This is a genomic window from Corallococcus sp. AB018 (assembly GCF_003986945.1).
Taxonomy (GTDB): Bacteria; Myxococcota; Myxococcia; order Myxococcales; family Myxococcaceae; genus Corallococcus; species Corallococcus exiguus.
The window spans coordinates 1-23,326 of sequence record NZ_RAWR01000126.1; the positions used below are offsets into that span (position 1 = coordinate 1).

At 71.2% G+C, this 23,326-nt stretch carries 16 protein-coding genes and 1 pseudogene; 13 read left to right on the forward strand and 4 right to left on the reverse strand.

All coding sequences use genetic code 11. The annotated features are described in order from the left end of the window. Window positions 1-1,038 (forward strand): annotated as a pseudogene (locus D7Y11_RS43400) (hypothetical protein); the annotation flags it as partial. A 22-nt stretch (window positions 1,039-1,060) separates the two neighbouring features. Here the strand turns inward: D7Y11_RS43400 and D7Y11_RS25060 are convergent. After that, window positions 1,061-1,930, reverse strand: a complete 870-nt coding sequence (locus D7Y11_RS25060) for a hypothetical protein (RefSeq protein ID WP_126934963.1) — start codon at window positions 1,928-1,930, stop codon at window positions 1,061-1,063. Between the two features lie 60 nt (window positions 1,931-1,990). Here D7Y11_RS25060 and galU point away from each other — a divergent pair, with 60 nt between their 5' ends. From galU to def, 6 genes are all read left to right on the forward strand, one after another. Continuing rightward, complete coding sequence (gene galU / locus D7Y11_RS25065; protein WP_121754346.1) at window positions 1,991-2,893, forward strand: UTP--glucose-1-phosphate uridylyltransferase GalU; 903 nt, start codon at window positions 1,991-1,993, stop codon at window positions 2,891-2,893. Further along, a complete protein-coding gene (locus D7Y11_RS25070) occupies window positions 2,890-3,642 on the forward strand; it encodes a hypothetical protein (protein ID WP_121754345.1) in 753 nt (250 codons plus the stop codon). The genes galU and D7Y11_RS25070 overlap by 4 nt, the downstream gene beginning before the upstream one ends. 101 nt (window positions 3,643-3,743) lie before the next feature. Beyond that, a complete protein-coding gene (locus tag D7Y11_RS25075; RefSeq protein ID WP_121754344.1) occupies window positions 3,744-4,352 on the forward strand; it encodes a glutathione S-transferase family protein in 609 nt (202 codons plus the stop codon). 178 nt (window positions 4,353-4,530) lie between these two features. Further along, on the forward strand, window positions 4,531-6,924 hold the full coding sequence (priA, locus tag D7Y11_RS25080; protein ID WP_126934964.1) for a primosomal protein N': 2,394 nt from the start codon (window positions 4,531-4,533) through the stop codon (window positions 6,922-6,924). 16 nt (window positions 6,925-6,940) lie between these two features. Further along, complete coding sequence (locus tag D7Y11_RS25085; RefSeq protein ID WP_126934965.1) at window positions 6,941-12,691, forward strand: response regulator receiver protein; 5,751 nt, start codon at window positions 6,941-6,943, stop codon at window positions 12,689-12,691. 53 nt (window positions 12,692-12,744) lie between these two features. Next, window positions 12,745-13,272 carry a peptide deformylase gene (gene def, locus D7Y11_RS25090; protein WP_120575921.1) on the forward strand — a complete coding sequence of 176 codons (528 nt, stop codon included), beginning with the start codon at window positions 12,745-12,747 and terminating at the stop codon, window positions 13,270-13,272. On the opposite strand, the gene nth is transcribed toward def, so the two are convergent. Next, window positions 13,269-13,979, reverse strand: coding sequence for an endonuclease III (gene nth / locus D7Y11_RS25095; protein ID WP_126934966.1), 711 nt, complete (start codon window positions 13,977-13,979; stop codon window positions 13,269-13,271). The two genes, def and nth, sit on opposite strands and share 4 nt — an antisense overlap. A gap of 35 nt (window positions 13,980-14,014) precedes the next feature. Between nth and ltaE the strand changes: the two genes are divergently transcribed. Together ltaE and D7Y11_RS25105 are read left to right on the forward strand one after the other, a co-directional pair. Then, window positions 14,015-15,040 (forward strand): low-specificity L-threonine aldolase, encoded by a 1,026-nt coding sequence (gene ltaE, locus D7Y11_RS25100; protein WP_126934967.1) that lies wholly within the window; start codon window positions 14,015-14,017, stop codon window positions 15,038-15,040. 239 nt (window positions 15,041-15,279) lie between these two features. After that, the gene (locus tag D7Y11_RS25105; protein WP_126934968.1) at window positions 15,280-16,299 is read left to right on the forward strand and encodes a M23 family metallopeptidase; all 1,020 of its coding nucleotides are present in this window, start codon (window positions 15,280-15,282) and stop codon (window positions 16,297-16,299) included. A 30-nt stretch (window positions 16,300-16,329) separates the two neighbouring features. On the opposite strand, the gene D7Y11_RS25110 is transcribed toward D7Y11_RS25105, so the two are convergent. Further along, on the reverse strand, window positions 16,330-16,599 hold the full coding sequence (locus D7Y11_RS25110; RefSeq protein WP_014394187.1) for an HU family DNA-binding protein: 270 nt from the start codon (window positions 16,597-16,599) through the stop codon (window positions 16,330-16,332). A 324-nt stretch (window positions 16,600-16,923) separates the two neighbouring features. On the opposite strand from D7Y11_RS25110, the gene D7Y11_RS25115 reads away from it, so the two are divergent. Then, window positions 16,924-18,378: a hypothetical protein gene (locus D7Y11_RS25115; protein WP_126934969.1), complete on the forward strand. Its 1,455-nt coding sequence runs from the start codon at window positions 16,924-16,926 to the stop codon at window positions 18,376-18,378. On the opposite strand, the gene D7Y11_RS25120 is transcribed toward D7Y11_RS25115, so the two are convergent. Continuing rightward, complete coding sequence (locus tag D7Y11_RS25120) at window positions 18,369-19,487, reverse strand: alpha/beta fold hydrolase (RefSeq protein WP_120575926.1); 1,119 nt, start codon at window positions 19,485-19,487, stop codon at window positions 18,369-18,371. The genes D7Y11_RS25115 and D7Y11_RS25120 overlap by 10 nt on opposite strands. A 116-nt stretch (window positions 19,488-19,603) precedes the next feature. On the opposite strand from D7Y11_RS25120, the gene pssA reads away from it, so the two are divergent. Genes pssA through D7Y11_RS25135 form a run of 3 tightly spaced genes read left to right on the forward strand, consistent with a single transcriptional unit; the run spans window position 19,604 to window position 23,277 of the window. After that, complete coding sequence (pssA, locus tag D7Y11_RS25125; RefSeq protein ID WP_120575927.1) at window positions 19,604-20,458, forward strand: CDP-diacylglycerol--serine O-phosphatidyltransferase; 855 nt, start codon at window positions 19,604-19,606, stop codon at window positions 20,456-20,458. A gap of 57 nt (window positions 20,459-20,515) precedes the next feature. Beyond that, window positions 20,516-21,781, forward strand: a complete 1,266-nt coding sequence (locus D7Y11_RS25130; RefSeq protein ID WP_126934970.1) for a CinA family nicotinamide mononucleotide deamidase-related protein — start codon at window positions 20,516-20,518, stop codon at window positions 21,779-21,781. Further along, window positions 21,778-23,277: a hypothetical protein gene (locus tag D7Y11_RS25135; protein ID WP_126934971.1), complete on the forward strand. Its 1,500-nt coding sequence runs from the start codon at window positions 21,778-21,780 to the stop codon at window positions 23,275-23,277. Before D7Y11_RS25130 ends, D7Y11_RS25135 begins: the two co-directional genes overlap by 4 nt. The last annotated feature ends 49 nt before the right edge of the window (window positions 23,278-23,326 follow it).

Below are 23,326 nucleotides of genomic sequence, written 5' to 3' on the forward strand. Positions count from 1 at the left end.
GCCCCCACGCGTCCCCATGCCAGTGGCCGCCCCACCGTCGGCTCCACCGAGACCCGCGAGACGCCCGCCGCCGTCCCGGACGTCGAGCCCCCCGCGGACTCCACCTCCGCGGAGCCCATCGTCTTCAAGCTCGTGCGCGAGAGCCCGCTCGACCCGAAGCCCTACCGCGGACTCGTGGACCACTTCGACCAGCGCGGCGACTCCACCCGCGCCGCGCTCATGCGCGAGCTCGCCGACGCACTGGAGGGCCGCGAAGTCCCCGCGCCCCGCGTGCTGCGCGCGCCCCTCACCAACCAGGAGCGCGCCGGCCTGCGCCACCCAGGCCTGCGCACCCCGTCCGGGGAGCTGCTCGCGTGCGTGGGCATCGCGCTGTGCCGGCTGTTCCCGTCGCCCGCTCGCATCGCCAACACCACGGAGCCCCTGCGCGCCTCCTCTGGCCCGGGCGCAGCCGCAGTGCTCGACGCACTGAACAGCACCGCGCGCCTGCTGGGCGTGCCCCTGCCGGAGCTCGTCGCGGGCGACGACGACAGCGCCAACATCACCCCGCTGCACACCTCCGCCCCGCGCCTCGTCGTGGGCCGGCAGCTCGTGCAGCAGCCCCCCACCAACGCCGAGCTGCGCTTCCACGCCGGCCGCGCGCTGTTCTCGCTGTCACCGGACCTGCTCGCCCTGCGCGCCCTGCGCAAGGACCACCTGCTGCGCGCGCTCGCGCTCCTGTCCTCCGTCCTCAAGAACCCCAAGGATGCCGGCGACGACGCCCGCGTGGTGCGCGAGTCCCTGTCTCCCAGGGCCCTGGAGCGCGCCGCCCTGCTGATGGAGCCCGGCACCCGCGACTTCGACGCGAACCTGCTCGTCGCCGCCGCGCGCGACTCCGCCAACCGCGCGGGGCTCGTCGCCTGCGGAGGCCCCGGGCCCTCGCTCACCGTGCTCCGGGCCCGCCGCCCCAACGATTCAGAACTGGAGGAGCTGGTCCGCTTCGCCGCCTCCGAGCGCTACCTTGCCCTGCGGGACGCCGTCGAAGCGGGCCGCGGACGCTAGAGCGGCTTCGCCTGGAGGCGCCTCAGTTCACCAGCAGCCGCAGCGTGAGCGACAGCACGCGCCCGTTCAGCCCGCCCAGGTCGTGCTCGTACGCCAGGTCCAAGCCGCCGCCGCCGGGCGACAGGAATCCCGCGCCCACCGTCACGCGCGATATTTTCTGGAAACCGTCGTACGTGTAGCCCGCGCGCAGCGGAATCGTCTGGTCGAAGATGTACTCCGCGCCGGTGTTGTACGTGAGCACCGTCGAGTCGCGCGTCTCGAAGTCCCCGCGCATGTCGAACGCCACCACCACCGCCTGCCCCACGTAGGCCGCGTGCGCGGAGAAGTAGCGCGTCAGCTCCACGTTCTCCGTGTCGATGAGGTTGTGCCCCGACACGCCCAGCGATAGTTGCTCGCTCAGCCGCACGAGGATGCCCGCGTCCATCGTGATGGAGTTGGCGAAGCGCGACTGGCCATTCAGTCGCAGGTAGTGCCCCGACAGGCCGATGAGCAGCGACTGCCCCAGGGGCAGCGCCGCGCCCAGCGTGCTCAGGTTCGCGGACGTACGCCCTCCGCCACGCCCCAGCGAAAGCCAGTGGTAGTCCACGCCCAGCGCCAGCCGGCCGCTGCTGGAGTCCGCCAGGCTGATGCCCAGGTAGCCCTCCTTGTTGCGTGGGTCGTACGCACCCGTGCCCTCGATGCGGTAGGCCGGGTACAGCGCCATCGCCGCCGGATTGCCCAGGAGTGCATCCGCACCCAGGCCCGTGGCCCGGTAGGCGCCGCCCATGCCCAGGGACCGGGCACTCGCGATGTTGCGCAGCTCATCGGCCCGTTCGGTCGTGGCGGCTCGGGCGAGGAAGGGGACCACGGAGAGCGTCAACGACAGGGCGGCGGCGATGGCACGGAGCGGCATGGCACCGGGGAATCTATCCGGCTTGCTGGGGTTCTGGGCCACCAATAGATTCCCCGCCCCATGTCCTCTCCTGACACGAAGGCAGCGAAGCTCATCCGCAAGTGCGTCATCCCCGCCGCCGGCCTGGGCACCCGTTTCCTCCCGGCCACCAAGGCCGTGCCGAAGGAGATGCTGCCCATCGTCGACACGCCCACCCTCCAGTACATCGTGGAGGAGGCGGTGAAGGCCGGCATGGAGGACGTCGTCGTCATCAACGGCCGCGGCAAGGGCTCCATCGAGGACCACTTCGACATCGCGTTCGAACTGGAGACCACGATGCGCGCGCGCGGGAAGACGGCGGACGCGGACCGGATGCGCGCCATCGCGAACCTGGTGCGCATCATCAGCGTGCGTCAGAAGGAGCCGCTCGGCCTGGGCCACGCGGTGCTGTGCGCCAAGAGCGTCATCGGCGACGAGCCCTTCGGCGTCCTGCTGGGCGACGACATGATCGACTCGGAGGATCCGGGCATCGGCCAGCTCGCGCGCATCTACCAGCAGCACCAGAAGGCCGTCATCGCGCTGATGGAGGTTCCGGAGAGCGAGACGCACATGTACGGCATCGCCGCCGGCAAGGACCTGGGCAACGGCGTCATCCAAATCGACCACGTGGTGGAGAAGCCCAAGAAGGGCACCGCCCCGTCGAACCTGGCGGTGATTGGCCGCTACGTGCTGCCCCCGTCCATCTTCCCCATCCTGGAGAAGCAGACCACGGGCGTGGGCGGGGAAATCCAGCTCACGGACGGCCTGGCCACGCTCCAGAAGACCGAAGGTCTGCTGGGCTACAAGTTCCAGGGCCAGCGCTACGACGCCGGTGACAAGGTGGGTTACCTCAAGGCGAACATCGCCTATGCGCTCAAGCGCCCCGACCTGCGCGGAGGGCTCCTGGAGTACCTGCGCGAGGTCGTCAAGACGGAGAAGCCGTGAAGCGTCTCATCGCCGTATCCGCAGTCCTCGTGTCCCTCGCCGCCGGCGCCTACGTGCTGCCCGGCGGCTCCATCCTGCGGCGCATGGCCAACGCGCGGGAGGAGAAGCGCCTGTCGGCCTTCCGCGTGGAAGGCTCCGTCATCTTCTCCTCCACGGGCGTTGCGGAAGCGGGGGCCGCCCTCAACGTCCCCACGGACCGCCCGGAGCTCCAGGGTGACGGCGTGCTGTCCGCGAAGATTCCGGGCCGCTGCCGCTTCGACGCGAGCTCTCCGGACAGCAGCCTCAAGTCCTCCACCGTGCAGGTCTCCGGCAAGAAGCGCGTGGAGGGCAAGGAGCTGCCCGCCATCTCCGTGCTGGTGGCCCAGGTGTGCGCCATCCTCGCGCAGGACGCGGGCAGCGTGCAGGACACCAAGCTCGCCCAGGAGGCCTACCTCCAGGGGCTGGGCATCAACACGAAGGTGACGTCGCTCGCGCGCTTCGGCGGTGAGGTGGCCTTCGTCCTGGGAGACCCCGCGGAGGGCAAGCCCCAGTTCTGGGTCTACAAGGACGCCTTCCGGCCCGCGCGCCTGCGCTACTCGGACGCGTCCGGGGCGGCCTGGGACGTGCGCTTCCTGGACTACGCCTCGCCGGCCACCGGCGACTGGATGCCCCGCACGGTGGAGGTGTGGAAGGCGGGTCAGCGCGTGGTGCGCTTCACCGCCCTCAAGGCGGACAACCGCTCGGCCGTGCCGGACACGCTCTTCAAGTAGCGGCCCGCTTCGATTCGCTTGCGATGGGCGGGACTCACGGTGAAAGTCCCGCCCGTTCCAGGGCCGGGATATCCCCGGTTCCCGGCGCGGAGGCGATTCGCATGAAGCTCCATGGCAACCCGATGAGCACGTGTACCCGCAAGGTCCTCAACGTCCTGGCGGAGAAGGGCCACGAGGTCGAGTTCATCAACATCGACCTGATGAAGCACGAGCAGAAGACGCCCGCGCACATCGCCCGCCAGCCCTTTGGCGTGGTGCCCGCGCTGGAGCTGGACGACGGCTTCGTCATGTACGAGTCGCGCGCCATCAGCCGCTTCCTGGACCGCACCCTGCCGGGCCCGTCGCTGACGCCCGCGGACCCCAAGGCCTACGCGCTGATGGAGCAGTTCATCGGCGTGGAGCAGTCCTATTTCTCCGGCCCGGCGATGAAGATCGTCATGGAGCGCTTCCGGGGCACCAACAACGAGGAGAACATCGCCAAGGGCCGCGAGGGCCTGAAGCGTCCGCTGGAGGTCCTCGACGCGGCGCTGGCGACCCGGCCGTACCTGGCGGGCAATGACTTCACGCTCGCCGAGGTCTGCTTCGCGCCGTACATGGAGTACCTCTTCGCCATGGGGGAGAAGGACACCGTGGCCCCGTACAAGAACGTGATGGCCTGGTGGGACCGCGTGTCCAACCGCCCGTCCGTGAAGAAGTCCGTCGGCCGCTAGTCCGCCCGCACGCCCCTCATTCGCGCAGGCCACCCGGGCCTCTTCCGCACCCTGTCTTCCAGGGTCGGGAGGGGCCCTTCGTGCTTCCAGGGCACCGAAGGATGTCAGACGCCCGGGGCACAGTGGATCCCGGGTGCAGGACGGGCGGGCCGGGGACGCTGGCGGCAAGAGGTCGGTCATGGAGCAAGAGCACTTCGCGCTGGGTGGTTTTCCTCGGGCACAGGCAGAGGCCCCCTCTCGCGGTTCCATTCCGTTGCGGACGCGGCGTACGGATGTGGGAAGGGAAGTGTCGGAGCGGGAGCACGCCGCTACAGTGCGCCCCGTCGTGAGCGCCACTCCCGCCCAACTTGCCTCTGTCGCCGTGGGCCGTCCCGTGCGCGGGGAGTTCACCTACCTGGTGCCGGAGGCGCTCGCGGGCAACCTCGCCCCGGGCCAGCGCGTGCTCGTGCCCTTCGGCCGGGGCATGGCGCTGGGCTTCTACCTGGGGCCCGCGAACGCACCGGTGGAAGGCGGCGTGCGGCTCAAGCCCATCCAGCGCGTGCTGGAGGACTCGCCGTCCCTGCCCAAGGACCTCATCGCGCTCCTGCGCTTCACCGCGGAGCACTACCGCTATCCGCTGGGAGAGGTCATCCGCGGCGCGCTGCCGCCGGGCCTCTCCACCGCGGTGGACGAGAAGGAAGCGAAGCCGGACATCCAGTTCTTCGTGGAGGCGCTCGTCACGGAGGTGCCCCCGCAGCTGGCCCGCGCCCCGGCGCAGGTCGCGGTGCTCCAGTACCTCCTGGCGGTGGGCGGACGCGCGCCGCTGGACGAGGTGACGCACGCCATCCCCGGTGCGCGCGAGACGCTGAAGAAGCTGGCGACGCGCAAGTTCGTGAAGTGGGTGGAGGTGACGCTGCAGCCCGGCGTGCGCGAGGGCCTGGTGCAGAACCGCCCGGACCGCCTCACCCCGGAGCAGGCGCTGGCGGTGAAGGAGCTGCAAGGCGCCGTCGACGCGGGCGGCTTCCAGCCGTACCTCCTGCACGGCGTCACCGGCAGCGGCAAGACAGAGGTTTACCTGCGCGCGGTGGAGCACACGCTCGCGCGCGGCCTGGGCAGCCTGGTGCTGGTGCCAGAAATCGCGCTCACGCCGCAGCTGGTGGGGCGCTTCCGCAGCCGCTTCGGCGGCGACGTGGCGGTGCTGCACTCGGGGCTGAAGGACCGTGAGCGGCTGTTCCACTGGCAGGCGTTGCGCAAGGGCACGGTGAAGATCGCGGTCGGTGTGCGCTCGGCGGTGTTCGCGCCGGTGGAGCACCTGGGGCTCATCGTCGTGGACGAGGAGCACGACCCGTCCTTCAAGCAGGACGAGAAGCTGCGCTACCAGGCGCGCGACCTGGCGGTGGTGCGCGGCAAGCAGGCCAGCGCGGTGGTGGTGCTGGGCTCCGCGACGCCTTCACTGGAGACGCTCCAGAACACGCGCTCCGGCCGCTACAAGCTGATGGAGCTGAAGAACCGCGTGGACGACCGGCCCATGCCCACCATCAGCCTGGTGGACCTGCGCGTGGAGCGTCCGCGCGAGGGCCAGGTGACGGAAGAGGCGCCCATCCTCAGCCCGCAGATGCTCCAGGCCATGGAGGAGACGGTGGCCAAGGGGCAGCAGGTCATCCTGTTCCTCAACCGCCGCGGCCACAGCACCATCCTCCTGTGCGAGGTGTGCGGCCTGTCGCTCAAGTGCCAGGACTGCGACGTGTGCATGACGCACCACCGCTCGCAGAACCGGGTGGTGTGCCACTACTGCGGCGTGGCCTTCCCGGTCCCGGACAGCTGCCGCGAGTGCACCGGCCCGCTGCTCAAGCTCGGCATCGGCACGGAGCGCGTGGAGGCGGAGGTCCTGGAGCGGATGCCACACGCACGCGTAGCGCGGCTGGACCGCGACTCCGCGACGAGCGCGGAGAAGCTGACGGAGCTGCTGGCGTCCTTCGCGCGGCGGGAGCTCGACGTGCTGGTGGGCACCCAGATGGTGGCCAAGGGGCACGACTTCCCGGGCGTGACGCTGGTGTGCGTGGTGATGGCGGACACGTCCCTGGCGATTCCCGATTTCCGAGCGGCTGAGCGGACCTTCCATTTGTTGACCCAGGTGGCGGGGCGCGCGGGACGCGGGAAGGACCCGGGGCGGGTGTTGGTGCAGACCTACAACCCGGACGCGGAGCCGGTGAAGCGGATGCTGGCGCACGACTTCGACGGGTTCTCCAAGCAGGAGCTGGAGTGGCGCAAGGCGCTGGCCTATCCGCCCTTCGCGCGCATGGCGTCCGTCCGGCTGGAGGGCGAGCACCCGGAGCAGACCGCGGGTGTGGCTCGGTTCCTGGGGAACCTGGTGGGACGACACATGCCCCCGGCGTCGGCGGGGGTGCGCCTGTTGGGGCCGGCCCTGGCGCCCATCGCCCGCATCCGGGGCAAGACGCGCTGGCAGTTGCTCCTGAAGGCGCCGACACATGCGGCGCTCGCCCCATTGCTCGCCCGGTTGGAGGCGGCGTTGGCGGATGTGCCCAACGGGGTGAAGGTCGTCATCGACGTGGATCCCGGAGCCATGCTGTAGACTCCCCGGCTCCCCCATGGGCGCCTCGGTCCTCCTCGTACACGACGACATCGCAACCATCGCCGCCGTCCGGCGACTGCTGTCCCGCGAAGGGCACGAGGTCATCCTCGCGACTTCCGCCGCGGACGCGCTCATTGCTTTCGGGCATCACCTGCCGGAGCTCATCGTGCTCGCGCCGAGCGTGGAGAGCGACCGCGGGCGCGTGGTGTTGGAGGAGCTGGTGCAGCACCCGGAAGGCCACAAGGCGCGGGTGCTGCTGCTGAGTGAGCCCATCGAAGGCTTCAGCGCGCCGGTGGCGCCGCTGCCCCTGGACGGGCCGAGCTTCGTGACGCTGGTGGACACGTTGATCCGCGCGCCGGCGGAGGCGGATGGCTGGCGCGTGGTGGAGAACCGGACGCTGAGCGAGCCGGCGAAGGGGAGCGCCCCGGCGGACGAAGCCTGGCACGTGACGTCGCCGCGCTCGGTGGGCGGGGACCCCGCGCTGGCGAACGCGCTGTTCGGGGACCTGGCGCCGCTGAACCAGACGGACTGGGAAGTGGCGGCGATGACGCGCGAGGAGCGCAGCGCGCACGCCGTGCACCAGCAGCGCGAGCGCAGCACGCACCTGGCGATGAACGCCGCGCTGGAGCAGGCGCACCTGGAAGTGGAGACGGAGGCGATCGCCTCCATCGACTCCGCGCTGTCGGTGGGCACGAAGTCGCAGTGGACGGGGTCGGCGGAGGAGGGTGACTCCGGCGAGGCGTGGGGCGAGGAGGATCCGGACGCGAGCATCGGCTCCGAGTGGGACGCGGAGCCGCCGAACGCCGAGGATGCGCTCGAGGGCCGTCCACCGGAAGCGCGCACCACGTTGCGCTTCCCGTTCCCGAACGAGGAGGGCGAGGAAGATGCGCCCGCCGAGGGGCGGCTCGCGTTCCGTGAGGAGCCACTCACCCCGCCGGGGCTGAAGCCGGTGAAGTCCGCGCCGAAGCTGGGGGACGAGGGGTTCTTCGACGTCGACTCGGACGAGGACAGCGGGGCGGCGAAGGCGTCGGATCCGGAGGGCTCCGCGCCGCTGGCGTGGAAGGAACTGGAGCCGGATCCGGAGCTGGATGCGAGTGCGTCTCCGGGCGGCGTGGACGACTCCGACGAGACGGACTTCGGTTCGGTCGCGGACGACGTAGCGGCGGAGGAGCGGGCCGCGGCGGCGGGTGAGTCGCAGGAGGACGCGCCCTCGGAGCCGACCGCGGAGGAGCTGGCGGCGGCGGGCCTGTCGAACTGGGACGTGCTGGAGGCGGACCTCAAGGCCTCCGCCGATGCGCGCGAGCAGGAGGAGGAGTCCTCCTCGGACGCCGCGAAGCCGGTGGGGTCGGACTGGTTCGATTCCGAGACCGTCGAGGATGCGAAGACGGAGGGGGCCAGGCCCCTCCAGTGGGCGGAGCCTTCGGGCACCGCGAGCCCGGCGGCTGCGGCAAGCGCGAAGGGTGATGACGCGAAGCCGGGCAAGGCCGCGTCGCGTCCGGATGAGGTCACGGAATCGCGCGATGGAGGAACGGCGGACAGCGCCGCGCCTCGCGTGAACACCGAGAGGCCGCTGCGTGTCGCGGCCCGTGTCCCGCTGCGCTCGTCGGGCAAGAGCAGCGCGGGCGTCGTGGCGAGCGTGGGTGTCTCGTCCGCGAACCTGGGCGATGCAACAGGCACGGGAGGCAGTGCCGCCGTCTCGGGCAATGCGGCAGGCGCGGGTGGCAGCGTCGCGGCCTCGGGCACTGCGGCAGGCTCGGGTAGCAGCGTCGCGGCTTCGGGCAATGCGGCCGGCACGGGTGGTAGCGCCACGGCCTCATTCAATGCGGCGGGCTCGGGAGGCAGCGTCGCGGCTTCGAGCAATGCGACAGGCTCGGGCGGCAGCGCCACGGGCCTGAGCGACAAGTCCGGTGCGGCAACAGGCGGCACCTCCACGCGTCCGGGCAACGAGTCCGGCGCTGTTGTCGCGGCAGGAGCAGGCGATGCGGTGACGCCAGCCGGCTCCTCCGCGAATCCTCGCGACGGTGCAGCGGATGCAGTCGGTGCCTCGTCGCGCGCGGACGCCCGGCAGGAAGTCCAGGCACCACTGGTGCCCGGAGGCCTGCAGCGGGCGAACAAGACGCGCACCCAGGAGCAGGAAGCCCCCGCCCCCGCGCGCACGGACGCAGTCGAGCCGTCGTCGGATCTCGCCGCGGAGCTGGAATCGCTGCGTGAAGAGCTGGCGCTGGCCCACGCAGCCATCGAGGAGGCAGAGGCCCGGGCAGCGGACGCGGAAGCACTGGCCGAATCGGAGCAGTCGCTCCGCGTGGAGCTGGAAGACCGCATCGCGAGCGAAGAGCGAGCACGCGAAGACGCGAGGCTCGAAGCGGACGCGGAGGTGGAGGCCCGGAGCGCCGTGGAGGTGAGGGCCGAAGCGGAGGTCCACGCCCGCGCCCGAGCCGAGTCCCTGTTGAAGCAGGCCTCGGCGGCCCATGAGGCCTCGGAAGTCCGGGCCGAGTCGGCGACGGAGGCCCTCGCGGAGGTCGAGGCACGGCTCGCGTCCGAAGCCGGAGGCCGGGTGGAGGCTGAAGCCCGCGCGGAAGCCGAGGCTCGCGACCGCCGCGAAGCCGAAGCCCTCGCGGAGATGGCCCGGCTCGAGCTCGTCGAACTCGAGAAGCGGCTCGCCACGGAGGTCCAGGCGCGCGAGGAGGCCGAGCTCCGAGTCCGCCAGGAAGCGCAAACGCGCGAGGAGGCCGAAGCCCGCGCCGAGCTGGAGCTGGCCGCACGCACGGACGTGGAAGCGCGGCTCGAAGCCGAGACCGAGGCAAGAATCGCGGCCGAAGCCCGGGCGGAAGCCGAAGCCAGGGCCCGCGCGGACGCGAGTCAGCGAGCGCAAGCCGACTCCGACCAGGCGGAGAGCCGCGACACCGAGGACGCCGCGCTCCGTGCGGACCTGGATGCGCGGCGTGCCGAGGCGGAAGCCCGGGCCGAAGCAGAGGCGAAGGCCCGCACCACCGCCGAAGCGAAGGTGAAGCACTCCGCGCAGGCGCTGTCCCTGGTGGAGGTGCGAGCGCACCAGCTGGCCCAGTCTCTGTCCGAGTCCGAAGCGAAGTCGAAGCAATCCTCGCAGGCGCTGGCCCAGGCGGAGACGCGGGTGCAGCAGGCCACGCAGGCGCTGGCGCAATCCGAGGCGAAGGCGAAGCAGTCCGCGCAGGCCTTGGCGCAGGTGGAGGCCCGGGCGCAGCAACTGGCGCAGGTGCTGCTCCAGGGCGAAGCCAAGGCAAGGCAGTCCGCCCAGGCGGTGAGCCAGGCCGAAAGCCGCGCCACGCAAGCCGAGGAGGCCCGAGCCGCCGCGGAAGCCACCGTTGAACAAAACGCCGAAGCCCTGGCCCAGGCGGAAGCGCGGGCCGCGAAGGCCGAGGAAGCCCTGGCCGAAGCCCAGGCCCGACTGGAAGACGCCGATGCGGCGAGGCTGCAGAACGAGGCGCGCTTCGCGGAGACCCTGAGCCAGGTCAACGCCCGGATGGAGCAGCTCAAGCAGGCCCGCCAGCGAGCCGAAGCCAAGGCCGCGCAGCCCGCCGAAGCCCTGCTCCAGGCGGAAGCCCGCGTGGAGCAACTGACGCAGGCCCTGAAGCAGGCCGAAGCGCGAGCCACCGAAGCCGAAAAGGCCCGCGACGCCAACACCGAGCAGCTGAAGCAGGCACGGGCCGAAGCAGAGGCCCGCGCGGAGCAACTCCAGCAGCTCCAGGCCAACTCGGGGAGCCGCGAGGACCAGCTCACGCAGGCCCAGGCCCGCATCGAGCAGCTCACGCAGGCGCACACGGAAGCGGAAGCCCGCGCGGATCAGCTTGCGCAGGCACGCACCGAAGCCGAGTCGCGCATCGAGCAGCTCACGCGTGCACGCACCGAGGCCGAGTCGCGCATCGAGCAGCTCACGCAGGCGCACTCGGACGCGGAAGCCCGCGCGGATCAGCTCGCGCAAGCACGCACCGAAGCCGAGTCGCGCATCGAGCAGCTCACGCAGGCACGCACCGAAGTCGAAGCGCGCGCGGAGCAATCCACCCACGCGAGCACCGAAGCCCAGGCCCGCGTCGAGCAGCTCACGCAGGAGCTGGCCCAGGCCCAGGCCCGGGCGGAGCAACTCACGCAGTCCCTCTCCCAGTCGGAGTCCCGCGCGGAGCAGTCCACGCACGCCAGGACCGACGCGGACGAACTCGCACGGACCCACCTGGCCCAGGCCGAGCAGGCCCGCGCCGAAGCGGAAGCCACGGCCGAACAGCAACTCCAGGCCCGCACCGCCGCCGAAACCCGCGCCCTCCAGGCCGAGCAGAAGGCCGCCGAAGCCACCGCCAAGGCCACGTCCGAAGGCCGGCTGCGCACCGTGCTGGAGGTCCGCCTCGACTCCGAGGGCCGCGCACGCCAGGACCTGGAAGCCCGCCTCGAAACCGAGTCCCAGGCCCGCACCGCCGCGGAATCCCGCCTCGCCGCGGAAACCCACGCGCGCACCGAAGCCGAAGCCCGCGCCCGCTCCGAATCCTCGGACCTCACGCAGGCCCGAGACACCCTGCAAGCGCAGCTCGACCAGCTCCGAGAGGAGCTCACCCGCGAGCGAGAGACGCGCACCCGGCTCGAAGCCGAAGCCGTCGAACAGCGCCTCCAGGCCGAACGCGAGCGCGAACAACTCGAAGCCCGAGCGCAGCGGGACGCGGAAGAAGCCGCGGCCCAGGCCCGCGCCACCATCATCCCCCTCGAATCGCCCGGCCGCCCGGAGATGGCGGTGGCCCGCAGCGGCAGCCTCACGCAAGAGGGCCTCTCGCGCCTCATCCTGCGGCTCTGCGACGCGCGCATGGAGGTGCGCCTGGAGCTCAAGGTGATGAACGCCTTGCGCGTCCTCTGGCTGCGCGATGGAGCCCTGGTCGGCGCCGCGTCCTCCGCGCAGGGCGAGTCCCTCGTGGACCGTGCCCGCGCGGACGGCCTCATCGACGCGCGCCAGGAAGCCGAGCTGCGGCTCGTGCGCAGCGCCACCACCGGCACGCTGCTGGAAGCCCTGCGTGGGCGCGGCTACGTGCGCGAAGCCGAATCCGTCCCGCTGGTCCAGCGCTACACCGAACAGGTCTTCCTGGACGCGCTCGCGGAGCCCTCCACGCTCTACCGCCTGGTGCCGGAGCCCGCGCCCCACGAAGTGGCGCTCGCCGCCGCCACGCGCCCGCCGCTGCACCTGCTCGCGGAAGGGCTGCGCAACACGCTCACCGCCGAATCGCTCCTGGACGCGGCGGGCTCCCTGCGCGCCCAGGTCTCCCGAGGCGACGCGCACATGCCCCCCGCGGACTTCGGCCTCTCCGCTCGCGAGCTCCAGCTCCTGCAGGCCGTGGACGGCGAACGCACGGTGGAGTCACTGCTCCTGGGCGCGGGCCTGCCGCAGGACGGAGCGCTCAAGGCGCTCGCGGTGGCGCGGACGCTGGGCCTCATCGCGCTGCATCCGCCGTCGGAGGACGCGCACGGCAACCTGCCGCCGGAGCTGGACGTGCACCGCCTGGAGGCCAAGTTCGAGGAGATCCAGGACGCGGACTACTTCACCGTGTTGGGGCTCGCACGCTCGGCCGGCAGTGAAGAGGTCAAGCGGGCCTACGCGCTGCTCGCCGCCGAGTTCCACCCGCTGCGCTTCGCCGGCCATCCGGACCCCGCGCTCCAGCACCGCGCGCAGCAGATCCGCGCGGTGCTGACGGAGGCCGCCCGGGCGTTGGGAGACGACCGGCTGCGGGGCGAGTACGCCCGTAATCTGCTCGACTGATGCCCGGTGGAACGGTTGCCCGTCGCGGTCCGGAGGGGTTAAGAGTCCCCTCCATGGTTCGCGAGATTCTCATCTGGCCCGACCCCATCCTGAAGCAGAAGGCCAAGCCGGTGGCGAAGGTGGACGACAAGGTCCGCGCGCTCATCAAGGACATGTTCGAGACCATGTACGACGCCGAGGGTGTCGGTCTCGCCGCCCCGCAGGTGGGCATCCTCCAGCGCATCATCGTCCTGGACACCCGGTCGCAGCAGCCGGACGCCAGGCCCCTGGCGATGATCAACCCGGAGTTCGTCTCGCTCGAAGGGGAGACGACCTACACGGAGGGCTGCCTCTCCATCCCCGGTGAAGCCGAGGACGTGGACCGCGCCGCCTTCGCCACGGTGCGCTACCTGGACGAGGAAGGCCAGGAGCAGACGCTGCGCTGTGACGGCCTGCTGGCCATCGCCGTGCAGCACGAGACGGACCACCTGGACGGCACCGTCTTCGTGGACCACGTCTCCACGCTCAAGCGCGAGTTCATCCGCAAGCGCATGAAGAAGCTCAAGGCCTCGCGCGAGCAGGGCGCTCCGGCGTCCGCCTAAGCCTTCGCGGTGGCGCGCACGCCCTTCTTCGGGCACTTCGCCGCCACCACGCAGGAGCCGCAATCGGGCGAGCGCGCGAAGCACGTGCGCCGCCCGTGCCACACCAGCAGCTGATGCCCCAGCGTCCACCGCTCGCGAGGCAGCAGCGCCTGCAGGTCCTTCTCCACCTTGTCCGGGTCTTCGTGCGGGGTGAAGCCCATCCGGTACGCCAGCCGCTTCACGTGCGTGTCCACGGGGAAGGCCGCGTCGCCGCCCAGGTGGATGCACACCACGCCCGCGGTCTTCAGCCCCACGCCCGGCAGCTCCGCCAGCGTGTCGCGCACCAGCGGCACCTGCCCGCCATGGTCGGCGACGAGCGTGCGCGCCGTGGCGACGATGTTCTTCGCCTTCGCGCGGTACAGCCCGCAGGTGCGGATGAAGGGCTCCACGTCGGTGGGCTCGACGCGCGCGTAGGCCTGGGCATCCGGGAAGCGGGCGAACAGGGCAGGGGTCACCAGGTTGACGCGCTTGTCGGTGCACTGCGCGGACAGGATGACGGCGACCAGCAGCTCCAGCGGCGTGCGGTAGTCCAGCTCGATGCGGGCGTCCGGCATGGCCGCCTCCAGACCGTCCAGGATCGACACCGCACGCTGCCGCTTCTCCGCCACTGTCTCTCGCCGGGCCACGCGGGCGTTGTATGTCACGGGGAGGCCCCGCCCAAGCGCCATGGCGGGGCATCCCTTTTCACGCAGCGAGGAGAACCATGAAGCCCATCGACTTCCGCTCCGACACCGTGACGAAGCCCACGCCCGCCATGCGCAGGCTCATCGCCGACGCGGAGGTGGGCGACGACGTCTACGGCGAGGACCCCACCGTGCGCCGCCTGGAGGAGCGCGTGGCCGAGCGGCTCGGGCTGGAGGCCGCCGTCTTCGTCCCCTCCGGCACGCAGGCGAATCAAATCGCCATCGGCGCGTACTGCCGTCCCGGCGACGAGGTGCTCACGGAGGAGGGCAGCCACATCCTCCAGTACGAAGGCGGCGCGGTGCCGGCGCTGTGGGGCGCGCAGCCGGGTCCCCTGCCGGGCGAGCGCGGCTTGCTGAAGCCGGAGACCGTCACGGCGGCGGTGCGTGAGGACAACATCCACAACCCGCGCACGCGCCTGCTGTCGCTGGAGAACACGCACAACCGCGGCGGCGGCACGGTGTGGCCGGTGGAGCGCTTCAAGGCGGTGGTGGAGGCGGGGCGCAAGGCGGGGCTCGCGGTGCACCTGGACGGCGCGCGGCTGTTCAACGCGGAGGTCGCGGCGGGCCAGCCCGCGTCCGCGTGGGCGTCGCTGACGGACTCGACGTCGGTGTGCTTCTCCAAGGGCCTGGGCGCCCCGGTGGGCTCGGCGCTCGCGGGCAAGAAGGACGTCATCCGTGAGGCGCGGCGGCTGCGCAAGCGGCTGGGCGGCGGCATGCGGCAGGCGGGCATCCTCGCGGCGGCGGCGCTGTACGCGCTGGAGCACCACGTGGAGCGCCTGGCCGAGGACCACGCCAACGCGCGCCGGCTGGCGGAGGGCCTGGCCCAGGTGCCGGGCGTGAAGGTGGACCTGGCGAGGGTGGAGACGAACATGGTGTTCGCGGACCTGGTGCGTCCGGCGGCGGAGGCCTCCGCGCTGCTCCTGAAGCAGGGCGTGCTCGCCAACCCCACGGGTCCGCACTCCATCCGCCTCGTGTGCCACCTGGACGTGTCCACGGCGGACATCGACGACGCCCTGGCGCGCATCCGTCAGGCTCTCTCCGCCTGACACGGGCGGCACCGGGCTCGCGGGCCGGCCGCGGTGTCCCGAAACCTGTCCGACTGTCGGACAGGTTCGTGCGGGTCGCCGTGGCCAGGCGCCGCTGTCAGGGGAATGACGGTCCTTCGGCACCTGGGGACGAGCCCGCTCCACGCGCCAGGTGCGGACGGCACGCACCTGTACGCCAGGGGATGATCCATGGCCCGGAACAGGTGGACGGCCCGGCGCGGTGGTAGGCTCACCCCGCCGTGCGCCGACCCGCCGTCCTTGCCCTGCTGGCCCTCTCCGCCTGCGCGACGCCGCGGCCGGGGAAGATGAGCTTTGAGGAGCTGTACGCGACCTCGGGCGACAGCGGCTTCGTCAGCTCCGGCACGCCCTTCCTCCCCCACGAACCGGAGCGCGCCCGCGGGCCGCTGGCGCCCGAACGCTCCACGGAGCTGGAAGCCGCCCTCACCGCGTTCGTGCAACAGGCCCAGGCCTACCGCGAGAAGGTCCAGCGCGGCAGCGCCATGCCCGCCGCACAGGTGCGCAACTGGGAGGCGATGAACGCGGCCATGGACGCCTTCCTGGCCCGCCCGGTGGAGCACACCGACCCCCGCGACCTGACGCGCGCCCGGGGCGTGATGGAGGCTGAGCTGGAGCAGGACGCGCGCCTCTATGGCGACATGCCGGGCTCGCTCGCGGAGGCCGTGGTGGTGCGCGTGGGCCGCCTCATCGTGCGCGCGTCCACGCTGCGCCGCTGGGAGCAGCCGCCGGAGCCCTCCGGCCCGCCGCGCCTCGCCTGGCCCGTGGAGCCGGTCACCATCACCAGCCTCTACGGCGACCGCTGGCACCCCATCACCGGCCAGCTGCGCCGCCACTCGGGTGTGGACCTGGCGGCCCGCCGGGGACAGCCCGTGGGCGTCGCGGACCGGGGCGTCGTCCTGCGCGCCGGCTGGAACGGCGACCACGGCAAGATGGTGGAGGTCCAGCACGACGGCCAGTGGGTGACGCGCTACAGCCACCTGTCCGAGGTCCTGGTGACGACCGGCGAGGTGCTGGCGAGGAGCGACGTGGTGGGGCTCGCGGGGGACACGGGCCTTGCGACCGGCGTCCACGTCCACTTCGAGCTCTGGCACGACGGCAGTTCACTGGATCCGCTGGAGGCGCTCGTCGCCCCCGAGGCGGCCCCGGACGCGTCCGAAGAGCGTCCCGTGGCCCGCATGCCCACGGAGTCCCCCGTCCTCACGTCCCAGGGGCGCCACCCGGCCGCGGGTTCGCGCCCCTGAGGGGGACGGGCCTTCACAACGGCCCTGCGACTACAGCGAGTTCTTCAGCTCCTTCGCGGGACGGAAACCGACCGTCTTCGACGCCTTGAGCTTCATCATCTCGTTGGTCTGCGGGTTGCGAATCTTCCGCGCCTTGCGCGAACGCAGCGACCACGTGCCGAACCCGGGGTAGCTGAATCGGGTGTCCTTCTTCACCGCCTTGCCGATGTTGGTGAAGACGCTGTCGAGGATCTGGGCGGCCTGCTTCTTCGTGAGCTTCGACTGCGCAGCCACCACCTCCACGAGCTCTGCCTTGGTCATGACACCCCTCCCTCTTGCGTTGTCTGGCGTTGATCGAGCGGATGGCGGAGGTAACAAATCGAGCTTTCGACTGTCAATGCGCCACCCGTTCCCGGGCCGGAAAATCGGCCTCCGGATGAAAACTGGCCTCTGAAAATACACCCTGTAGAGAGTCGGGAGGATCGCATCTTTTGATACATCCTCACACTCCTGCTTTCCACATCAGGAGAAGTGATCGCCTGGTGATCGCTTTTGCGTGAAAGGCATTGGAAAATCGATCACTTAGCAGTCGCCGCTGATCCAGCTCCAGCAGGGTGCCATCAGGGGGCTAGAGTGCCTGCCCGCGTGCCCACCCGACTGCTTCCATGGCTCCTCGTCCTGATGTGCGCCTGCTCGCGGCCGTCCCCACGGCCCCAGGCGACGGGCGAGCTGTGGGTGGACGGGGCGGCCTCGGGCGGCGACGGCACCCGGGAGCGCCCCCTGCGCTCGCTGATCGAAGCCCTGGCCCGCCCCGGCCCGAAGCACGTGCACCTGGCTTCCGGCCGCTATGAAGGCCCCTTCCGGCTGCCGGAGGGCACCCGGCTCACGGGGGAGGGCCCTTCCACGATCCTGGCGGCGGGCCCCGGCACCCCCGTGGTCGAGGCGCCAGGGGACACCGCCCTGGAGTCCCTGGTGATCGAGGGAGGAGGCTGGGGTCTGGAGGCCCGGGGGCCCGTGAATGTCCGCACCGTGACCTTCCGCAATCAGACCCGGGGCGCCATCCGGCTGGGCGCGGGTCCTCTGGAGGGCAGGGGGCTGCGCTTCGAGGCCGGGGCGAGCAGCCTGGCGCCGACCGCGGTGGGCGTGCTCGTGGAGGCAGGAACCGCAGGGGCTTCCGCGCCGTCCCTGATCCTCAGGGACAGTGCGTTCACGGGGGCCTACGACCGCGCGGTTCGGGCCCGGGGTGGGGCCACGGTGCGCCTGGAGGGGGTGGACTTCCAGGGCCCCCGGACGGCGCTGAGCCAGGAGGGCGGCGTGGCGGAGGTCGAACGGGCGCGGGTTTCGGGCGGCACGGGCACGGCGTTCTCCACGGTGGAGGGCGCGCTGACGCTGGTGGACGTCCGGGTCCAGGGCCACGAGTACGGCGTGACGGCCAACCAGGCCCGGCTGTCGGTGCGGGGCTTCAGTTCGGAGCACGCCACGCGCGCGGGAATGGGCCTCACCGCGACGAACGGCCTGCTGGAGGACGTGACCGTGAAGGACGCGGGCAACCACGGGGCGCTCCAGCTCACCGCCTCGGACCTGGAGGTGCGGCGCTTCCGCCTGGAGGGCTCACGCGAATACGGCGTGGTGGCGCTGCAGGGCCGCGTGCGCCTGCGGGATGGCGTCATCAAGGGCGTGAGCACCGCGGATGGCATCACGGGAGACGGGCTCCACCTGCGCCAGGTGGAAGCGGACGTCGACACCGTGACCGTCGAGGGAGCGAAGGGCACCTGCGTGCTGGCGACGCAGCGGGCCCGAGCGACGCTCCGCAACGCCCGGCTCTCGGGCTGTGGCCTGGCCGCGTTGGCGGTGGATACGAAGGCCACCCTGGAGTCCCGGAACGTCGACGTGCGCGACACGCCGGGCTCCATCCTGGTGGCCATCGAAGAAGGCCAGTTGCAGGTGGAGGACCTCACCGCGAAGGACGCGAGTGGCGACCTGGTCTCCACCGACTGCGAGGGCCAGACACGCGTCCAGCTCCGCCGCGTCGACGCGAGCACCAGGCGAGGACTGCGCTCTCCCTGCGTCCAGCTCGACGCCCGCTCGCCTCAGCCCTGAGCGGGAGCGGACGTGGGGGGCAGGGGCGTGGCGCGCTGTTCGATCCACGCGCGAATGACGGGGTAGACCTCCATGGGCGCGCCGGTGCCGAAGATGAGGTCGCCGTGGCCGTAGTCCATCTTGTCCCCGCGGTCCCGGCCAAAGACATGCAGTGCGCGATCCGGTGACGTGAGCAGCGCGTACTGCGCCTCCACGTTGGCCGAGGTGGCCAGGCGGTCCGCGCTGCCGCCCATCACCAGCACGGGCAACTGGAGCTTCGCGATGCCCGCGCGCCAATCCGTCTTGCGGTCGTAGGACCGGAACGCGTCGTGGGAGATCCAGTCCTGGAACTGCAGCAGCACCTTGCGGCTCATCGCCGCCATCATGTTGACGGACAGCTGCCGCAGGACGCGCGGCGGAACATGTCGAGGGTTCACGACGATGTCCGACAGGGGCAGTGCGAGGTAGCCCAGGAAGGGCGCCATGCTGGCGCTCACCCACGACTGACGGATGCTCCCGGGCCACGCCGCGCGCACGCCCAGCGAGATGAGCGTCCGCAGGAACGGCTCCGACTGGAGATACACCGGCGCGCCCAACTCGAGCAGACCCGCCAGCTTCCCGCCATCAGGCCCCTGCGCCACGCCGTACCCCACCAGGCCGCCCAGCGAGTGACCCAGCCAGAAGGCCTGCTTCGCGCCGGTCTCCTTCAGTGCCAGCTCCAGCAGGGCCGGCCCGTCGTGGTTGATGTGGTCGTCCACGGTGAAGTCCGTGGGCCGCCGGCCCCTGGGCGGACGTTGCGAGTGCCCGGTGCCGCGCCACTCCACGCTGAAGCAGTCGAAGCCTGCCTCGGTGAGGTAGTGGGCCACGGAGTAGGGCGGCTCGAAGTCGAAGGTGAAGCGGTTGGCCGCCAGCCCGTGGCACAGCAGGACGGGCTCGGCGAAGCGGCGCACCGGGGCCCGCCGGGCGTGCACGGTCAACTCCCACCCATCCGCGCACTTCACGCGCAGCATCTCGGGAAGGGGCCCCTTGAGGCGGTACCACCGCCTGACGAGCAGGACCCACACCACATTCACCAGCAGCAGGACGGCCGCCGCGGTCAATCCCCACAGGGCCCACTGCCCGTACGGCATTTCTCCTCCCATGCGACCCGGGACTGACTCCGGCGCGAATAAAACCCTGCTAAGGTCCGTTCCCTCGCCGTTTCTGCCGCATGGGCAGCCGACCACCTGGGGAAGTCGAGGGAACGATGAAGCTGCGGAAACTGATGTTCGTGCTCCCGAACCTCTTCACCGTCACTTCCATCTTCTGTGGCTTCTACGCCATCACCCTGTGTTCGGGTGAGGCAGAACCGGTGCAGCTGTACCAGGCGGCCCTGGCCATCCTCTTCGCCATGTTCTTCGACGGGTTCGACGGACGGGTGGCCCGCCTGACGAAGACGCAGAGCGACTTCGGCATGCAACTCGACAGCCTCGCGGACGTCATGTCCTTTGGCGCGGCGCCGGCGCTCCTCGTCTACAAGTGGGCGTTGGCCCCCATGGGCTTCTGGGGCCTGTTCATCTCCTTCGCGTTCATGGCCTGCGGCGCCATGCGGCTGGCGCGCTTCAACGTGCTCGCCATGCGCAACCCGCACGGCGGTGGCGGCGGCTTCTTCGTGGGGCTTCCCATCCCGCTGGCGGCTGGCGTGCTCGTCTCCCTCATCATCTCCCACCACGTGGCCAGCCAGGGCGAGGCGCTCGGTGACGGCGCGCGACTGCCGGTGGCGGTGGCGGTGGGCGCCCTGTCGCTGCTGATGGTGTCCACGGTGCGCTACCGCACCTTCAAGGACGCGCGTCCCAGCCGCAAGACGGCGCTCGTCTTCATGGTCATGGCGCTCACGGGCGCGTTCATCGCCCAGCAGTTCCACCCGGCCTGGGTGCTGGTGACGTACTTCGCCGCGTACCTGGTCATGGGTCTGGTGGAGTCCGCGGTCTCCGTGCGCAGCCGGCTGGCGTCCCGCAAGGTCGGCGCCGTCGCGGCGGTGGCGGTGGCGGCCGGGCTCGACGAGGACGACGACGAGGACTCCGAGGCCAACGCCACGGACGACGGTCCCGCGTTCCTCTGAGCAGTCAAGCGCGGGAGCCGGGACGCGGGCCGTGTCGGCCGCTAGGATGCCCGGCCCATGCGCGTCGAGCTGCTGTGCACCGGTGACGAGCTCGTCACCGGCCTCATCACGGACACCAACAGCACGTACCTGGAAGCCCGCCTCTTCGACCTGGGCGTGAAGGTCGCACGGGTGACGGTGGTGGGCGACGTGCGTCCGGACATCACGGGCGCGTTGCTGGAAGCCTCGGCGCGCGCGGACGTGGTCATCGTCTCCGGAGGCCTGGGGCCCACGTCGGACGACTTCACGCTGGAGTGCGCCGCCGCCGCCGCAGGCGTGTCCATGGAAGAGGACGCGCGAGTGCTCGGCTGGCTGAAGGAGCGCTACGCCGCGCGGGGCATGACGATGAATCCGGGCGCCCTGCGCATGGCGCGCATCCCCACGGGCACCGAGCCGGTGCGCAATCCCCAGGGCTCGGCGCCACTGGTCATCCAGCAATTGGGCCGCGCCCACCTGTTCTTCCTGCCAGGCGTCCCGCGCGAGTACCGCGCCCTGGTGGACGGAGAGGTGTTGCCGCGCGTGCGGACCTGGCTCGCCGCCGAATCGGGTCGCACGTTCCGGGCCTTTCGCCTGCTGCGAACCGTGCGCCTGCCTGAGTCCGTGCTGAACGAGCGGGTGATGCCCCTGGCCCCCAGCCACCCCAGGGTGGTGTTCGGCTTCCGGACGCACGCACCGGAGAACCACCTGAAGCTGATGGCGGAGGCCCCCACGCAGGCGGAGGCTGACGCCGCGCTCGCGGCCGCGGAGGCCGCATGCCGGCAGGTGCTGGGCACGCACGTCTACGGCGCGGATGGCAGCGAATACGCACCCGTGCTCCTCGACATGCTGGCGCGCGGCGGTCACACGCTGGCGGTGGCGGAGAGCTGCACGGGCGGCCTCGTCGCGCAGGAACTCACGGCCGTGCCGGGCTCCAGCCAGGTCTTCATCGGCGGGGCGGTCGCCTACTCGGAGAAGATGAAGTCCGCCTGGGTGGGCGTCCCCCCGGACATCCTCGCGAAGCACAGCGCCGTGTCGTCCCAGACGGCGCTCGCCATGGCGGAGGGAGTCCGCGCCGCCTGCGGCGCCACGTTCGGCCTGTCCGTCACGGGCTACGCAGGCCCGGGCGGAGGCACGCCCGAGGACCCCGTGGGCACCGTGTACTGCGGCCTGTCCGGCCCTGGAATGGAGCCCCGCTGCGAGCGGATCTCGCTCGCGGGTGACCGGGACCGGGTCCGCTTGTTCGCCGCATCCCACGTGCTGGAAATGTTGAGGTTGCACCTGCTCGCCGCCCCCGTGTCGCCATGAGTCGCTCCAAATCAAAGCGTCCCCGTCCTTCCGACCCGGAAGCGCCGTCCACGGCGCCCCCGGGCCCCGCCACCGCGGGCGAACCCGTCTCGGCCACGCCCGAGTCCTCCGCGCCGCTCGCCAGCCCCGCGGCGGCGACGGAATCCACCAGCCCCCCCACGTCGCCGGCCGGAGCAGGAGTGCATCCGGTGCGGAGCGCGGTGCGCCTGTGGCTGTCCGCCTACCGGGTGGAGGTGGTGCTGTTCCTCGTCGCGTTCGCGGTGCTGTCCAGCTTCAGCTCGCAGCGCTTCCTCCGGCAGAGCGCCGCGCCGCACTTCATCTACCAGGCGCAGTCCTGGCTGGAGGGACGGCTCGACGTGGATCCGCAGGTGTTGCCCAACCTGGAGGACTGGGCCTGCGTGCGGCTGGTGGACGGACAGAAGGTGCGGTGCGAGGGACGCCCGCTCCGCGATGACCGTTGGTTCGTCAGCTTCCCGTCCTTCCCCGCGGTCGTGATGCTCCCCTTCGTCGCGCTGCACGGCTACAAGTTCAACGACACGTCCTTCGGCGTCTTCGTGGGCGCGCTCGCGGTGGCGCTCTTCTATTCGCTGCTGCGCTTCCTCGCGCAGGAAGGGGAGACGGAGCGCAACCGCGACGACAACGTGGTGTTGTCGCTGGTGCTCGCCTTCGGCACGCTGTTCTTCTACTGCGCCATCCGGGGCGAGGTCTGGTTTGGCGCGCAGGTGATGGGCGTGGCGCTCACGTGTCTGTACGTGCGCAACGCCGTCAAGGCGCGGCGTCCCGTGCTCGCGGGGCTCTTCTTCTCCATGGCCGTGCTCACCCGCACGCCGCTGGTGTTCGCGGGCCTCTTCTTCATCCTGGAGGCGCTCTGCCCCGGGCCGGACCGGCTGGCCCAACTGAAGGCCCTGCCGACCGCGTGGAAGCCCGCCCTCCGCAAGCTCGCCCTCTTCGGCGCGGGGGCCGCGCCCCTCGCCGCGCTCGCGGCCGCGTACAACGTCTACCGCTTCGGCAAGCCCGGCGAGTTCGGTCACTCGTACCTCTTCAACAACCGGGTGAACGTAGACATCGACCGCTTCGGGCTCTTCAACATCGAGTACCTGTCGCGCAACCTCCAGGCCGCGTTCCTCAAGCTGCCCCAGGTGTCGCTGTCTCCGCCGCGGCTGTCGTACGACCCGCATGGGCTGACGCTGCTGCTCACGCTGCCCCTGCTGGTGTTCCTGCTGGTCCCCCGCACGCGTCCCCGTCTGCACTGGTCCCTGTGGCTGACCGTGGCGGTGTGCGCGCTGCCGGGGCTCTTCTACCAGAACACCGGTTACATGCAGTTCGGCTTCCGGTTCAGCCTGGACTACACGCCTTATCTGCTGTTGCTCTTCGCCATTGGAGGATGGTCGCTGCGCAACCGCGCGGTGATCGCCGTGCTGGCGCTTGGCGTGCTGGTGAACTTCTGGGGCGCCGTGGCCTTTCGTGGCTACACGGAGTTCGTGCGGAACTGGTAGGCCTCCAGGCTCCGGCGGCTTGAATCCGCCGGACCTCACCCGCACCTCA

Excerpts from the sequence above, each read along its gene's own strand:
- D7Y11_RS25110 (WP_014394187.1), bottom strand. The coding sequence starts at position 16,599 with ATGACCAAGGCAGAGCTCGTGGAGGTGGTGGCTGCGCAGTCGAAGCTC.
- ltaE (WP_126934967.1), top strand. The coding sequence starts at position 14,015 with ATGAAGCCCATCGACTTCCGCTCCGACACCGTGACGAAGCCCACGCCC.
- D7Y11_RS25130 (WP_126934970.1), top strand. The coding sequence starts at position 20,516 with ATGCGCGTCGAGCTGCTGTGCACCGGTGACGAGCTCGTCACCGGCCTC.
- D7Y11_RS25085 (WP_126934965.1), top strand. The coding sequence starts at position 6,941 with ATGGGCGCCTCGGTCCTCCTCGTACACGACGACATCGCAACCATCGCC.
- D7Y11_RS25060 (WP_126934963.1), bottom strand. The coding sequence starts at position 1,930 with ATGCCGCTCCGTGCCATCGCCGCCGCCCTGTCGTTGACGCTCTCCGTG.
- D7Y11_RS25075 (WP_121754344.1), top strand. The coding sequence starts at position 3,744 with ATGAAGCTCCATGGCAACCCGATGAGCACGTGTACCCGCAAGGTCCTC.
- nth (WP_126934966.1), bottom strand. The coding sequence starts at position 13,979 with ATGGCGCTTGGGCGGGGCCTCCCCGTGACATACAACGCCCGCGTGGCC.
- def (WP_120575921.1), top strand. The coding sequence starts at position 12,745 with ATGGTTCGCGAGATTCTCATCTGGCCCGACCCCATCCTGAAGCAGAAG.
- D7Y11_RS25120 (WP_120575926.1), bottom strand. The coding sequence starts at position 19,487 with ATGCCGTACGGGCAGTGGGCCCTGTGGGGATTGACCGCGGCGGCCGTC.
- pssA (WP_120575927.1), top strand. The coding sequence starts at position 19,604 with ATGAAGCTGCGGAAACTGATGTTCGTGCTCCCGAACCTCTTCACCGTC.
- galU (WP_121754346.1), top strand. The coding sequence starts at position 1,991 with ATGTCCTCTCCTGACACGAAGGCAGCGAAGCTCATCCGCAAGTGCGTC.
- priA (WP_126934964.1), top strand. The coding sequence starts at position 4,531 with ATGGAGCAAGAGCACTTCGCGCTGGGTGGTTTTCCTCGGGCACAGGCA.
- D7Y11_RS25135 (WP_126934971.1), top strand. The coding sequence starts at position 21,778 with ATGAGTCGCTCCAAATCAAAGCGTCCCCGTCCTTCCGACCCGGAAGCG.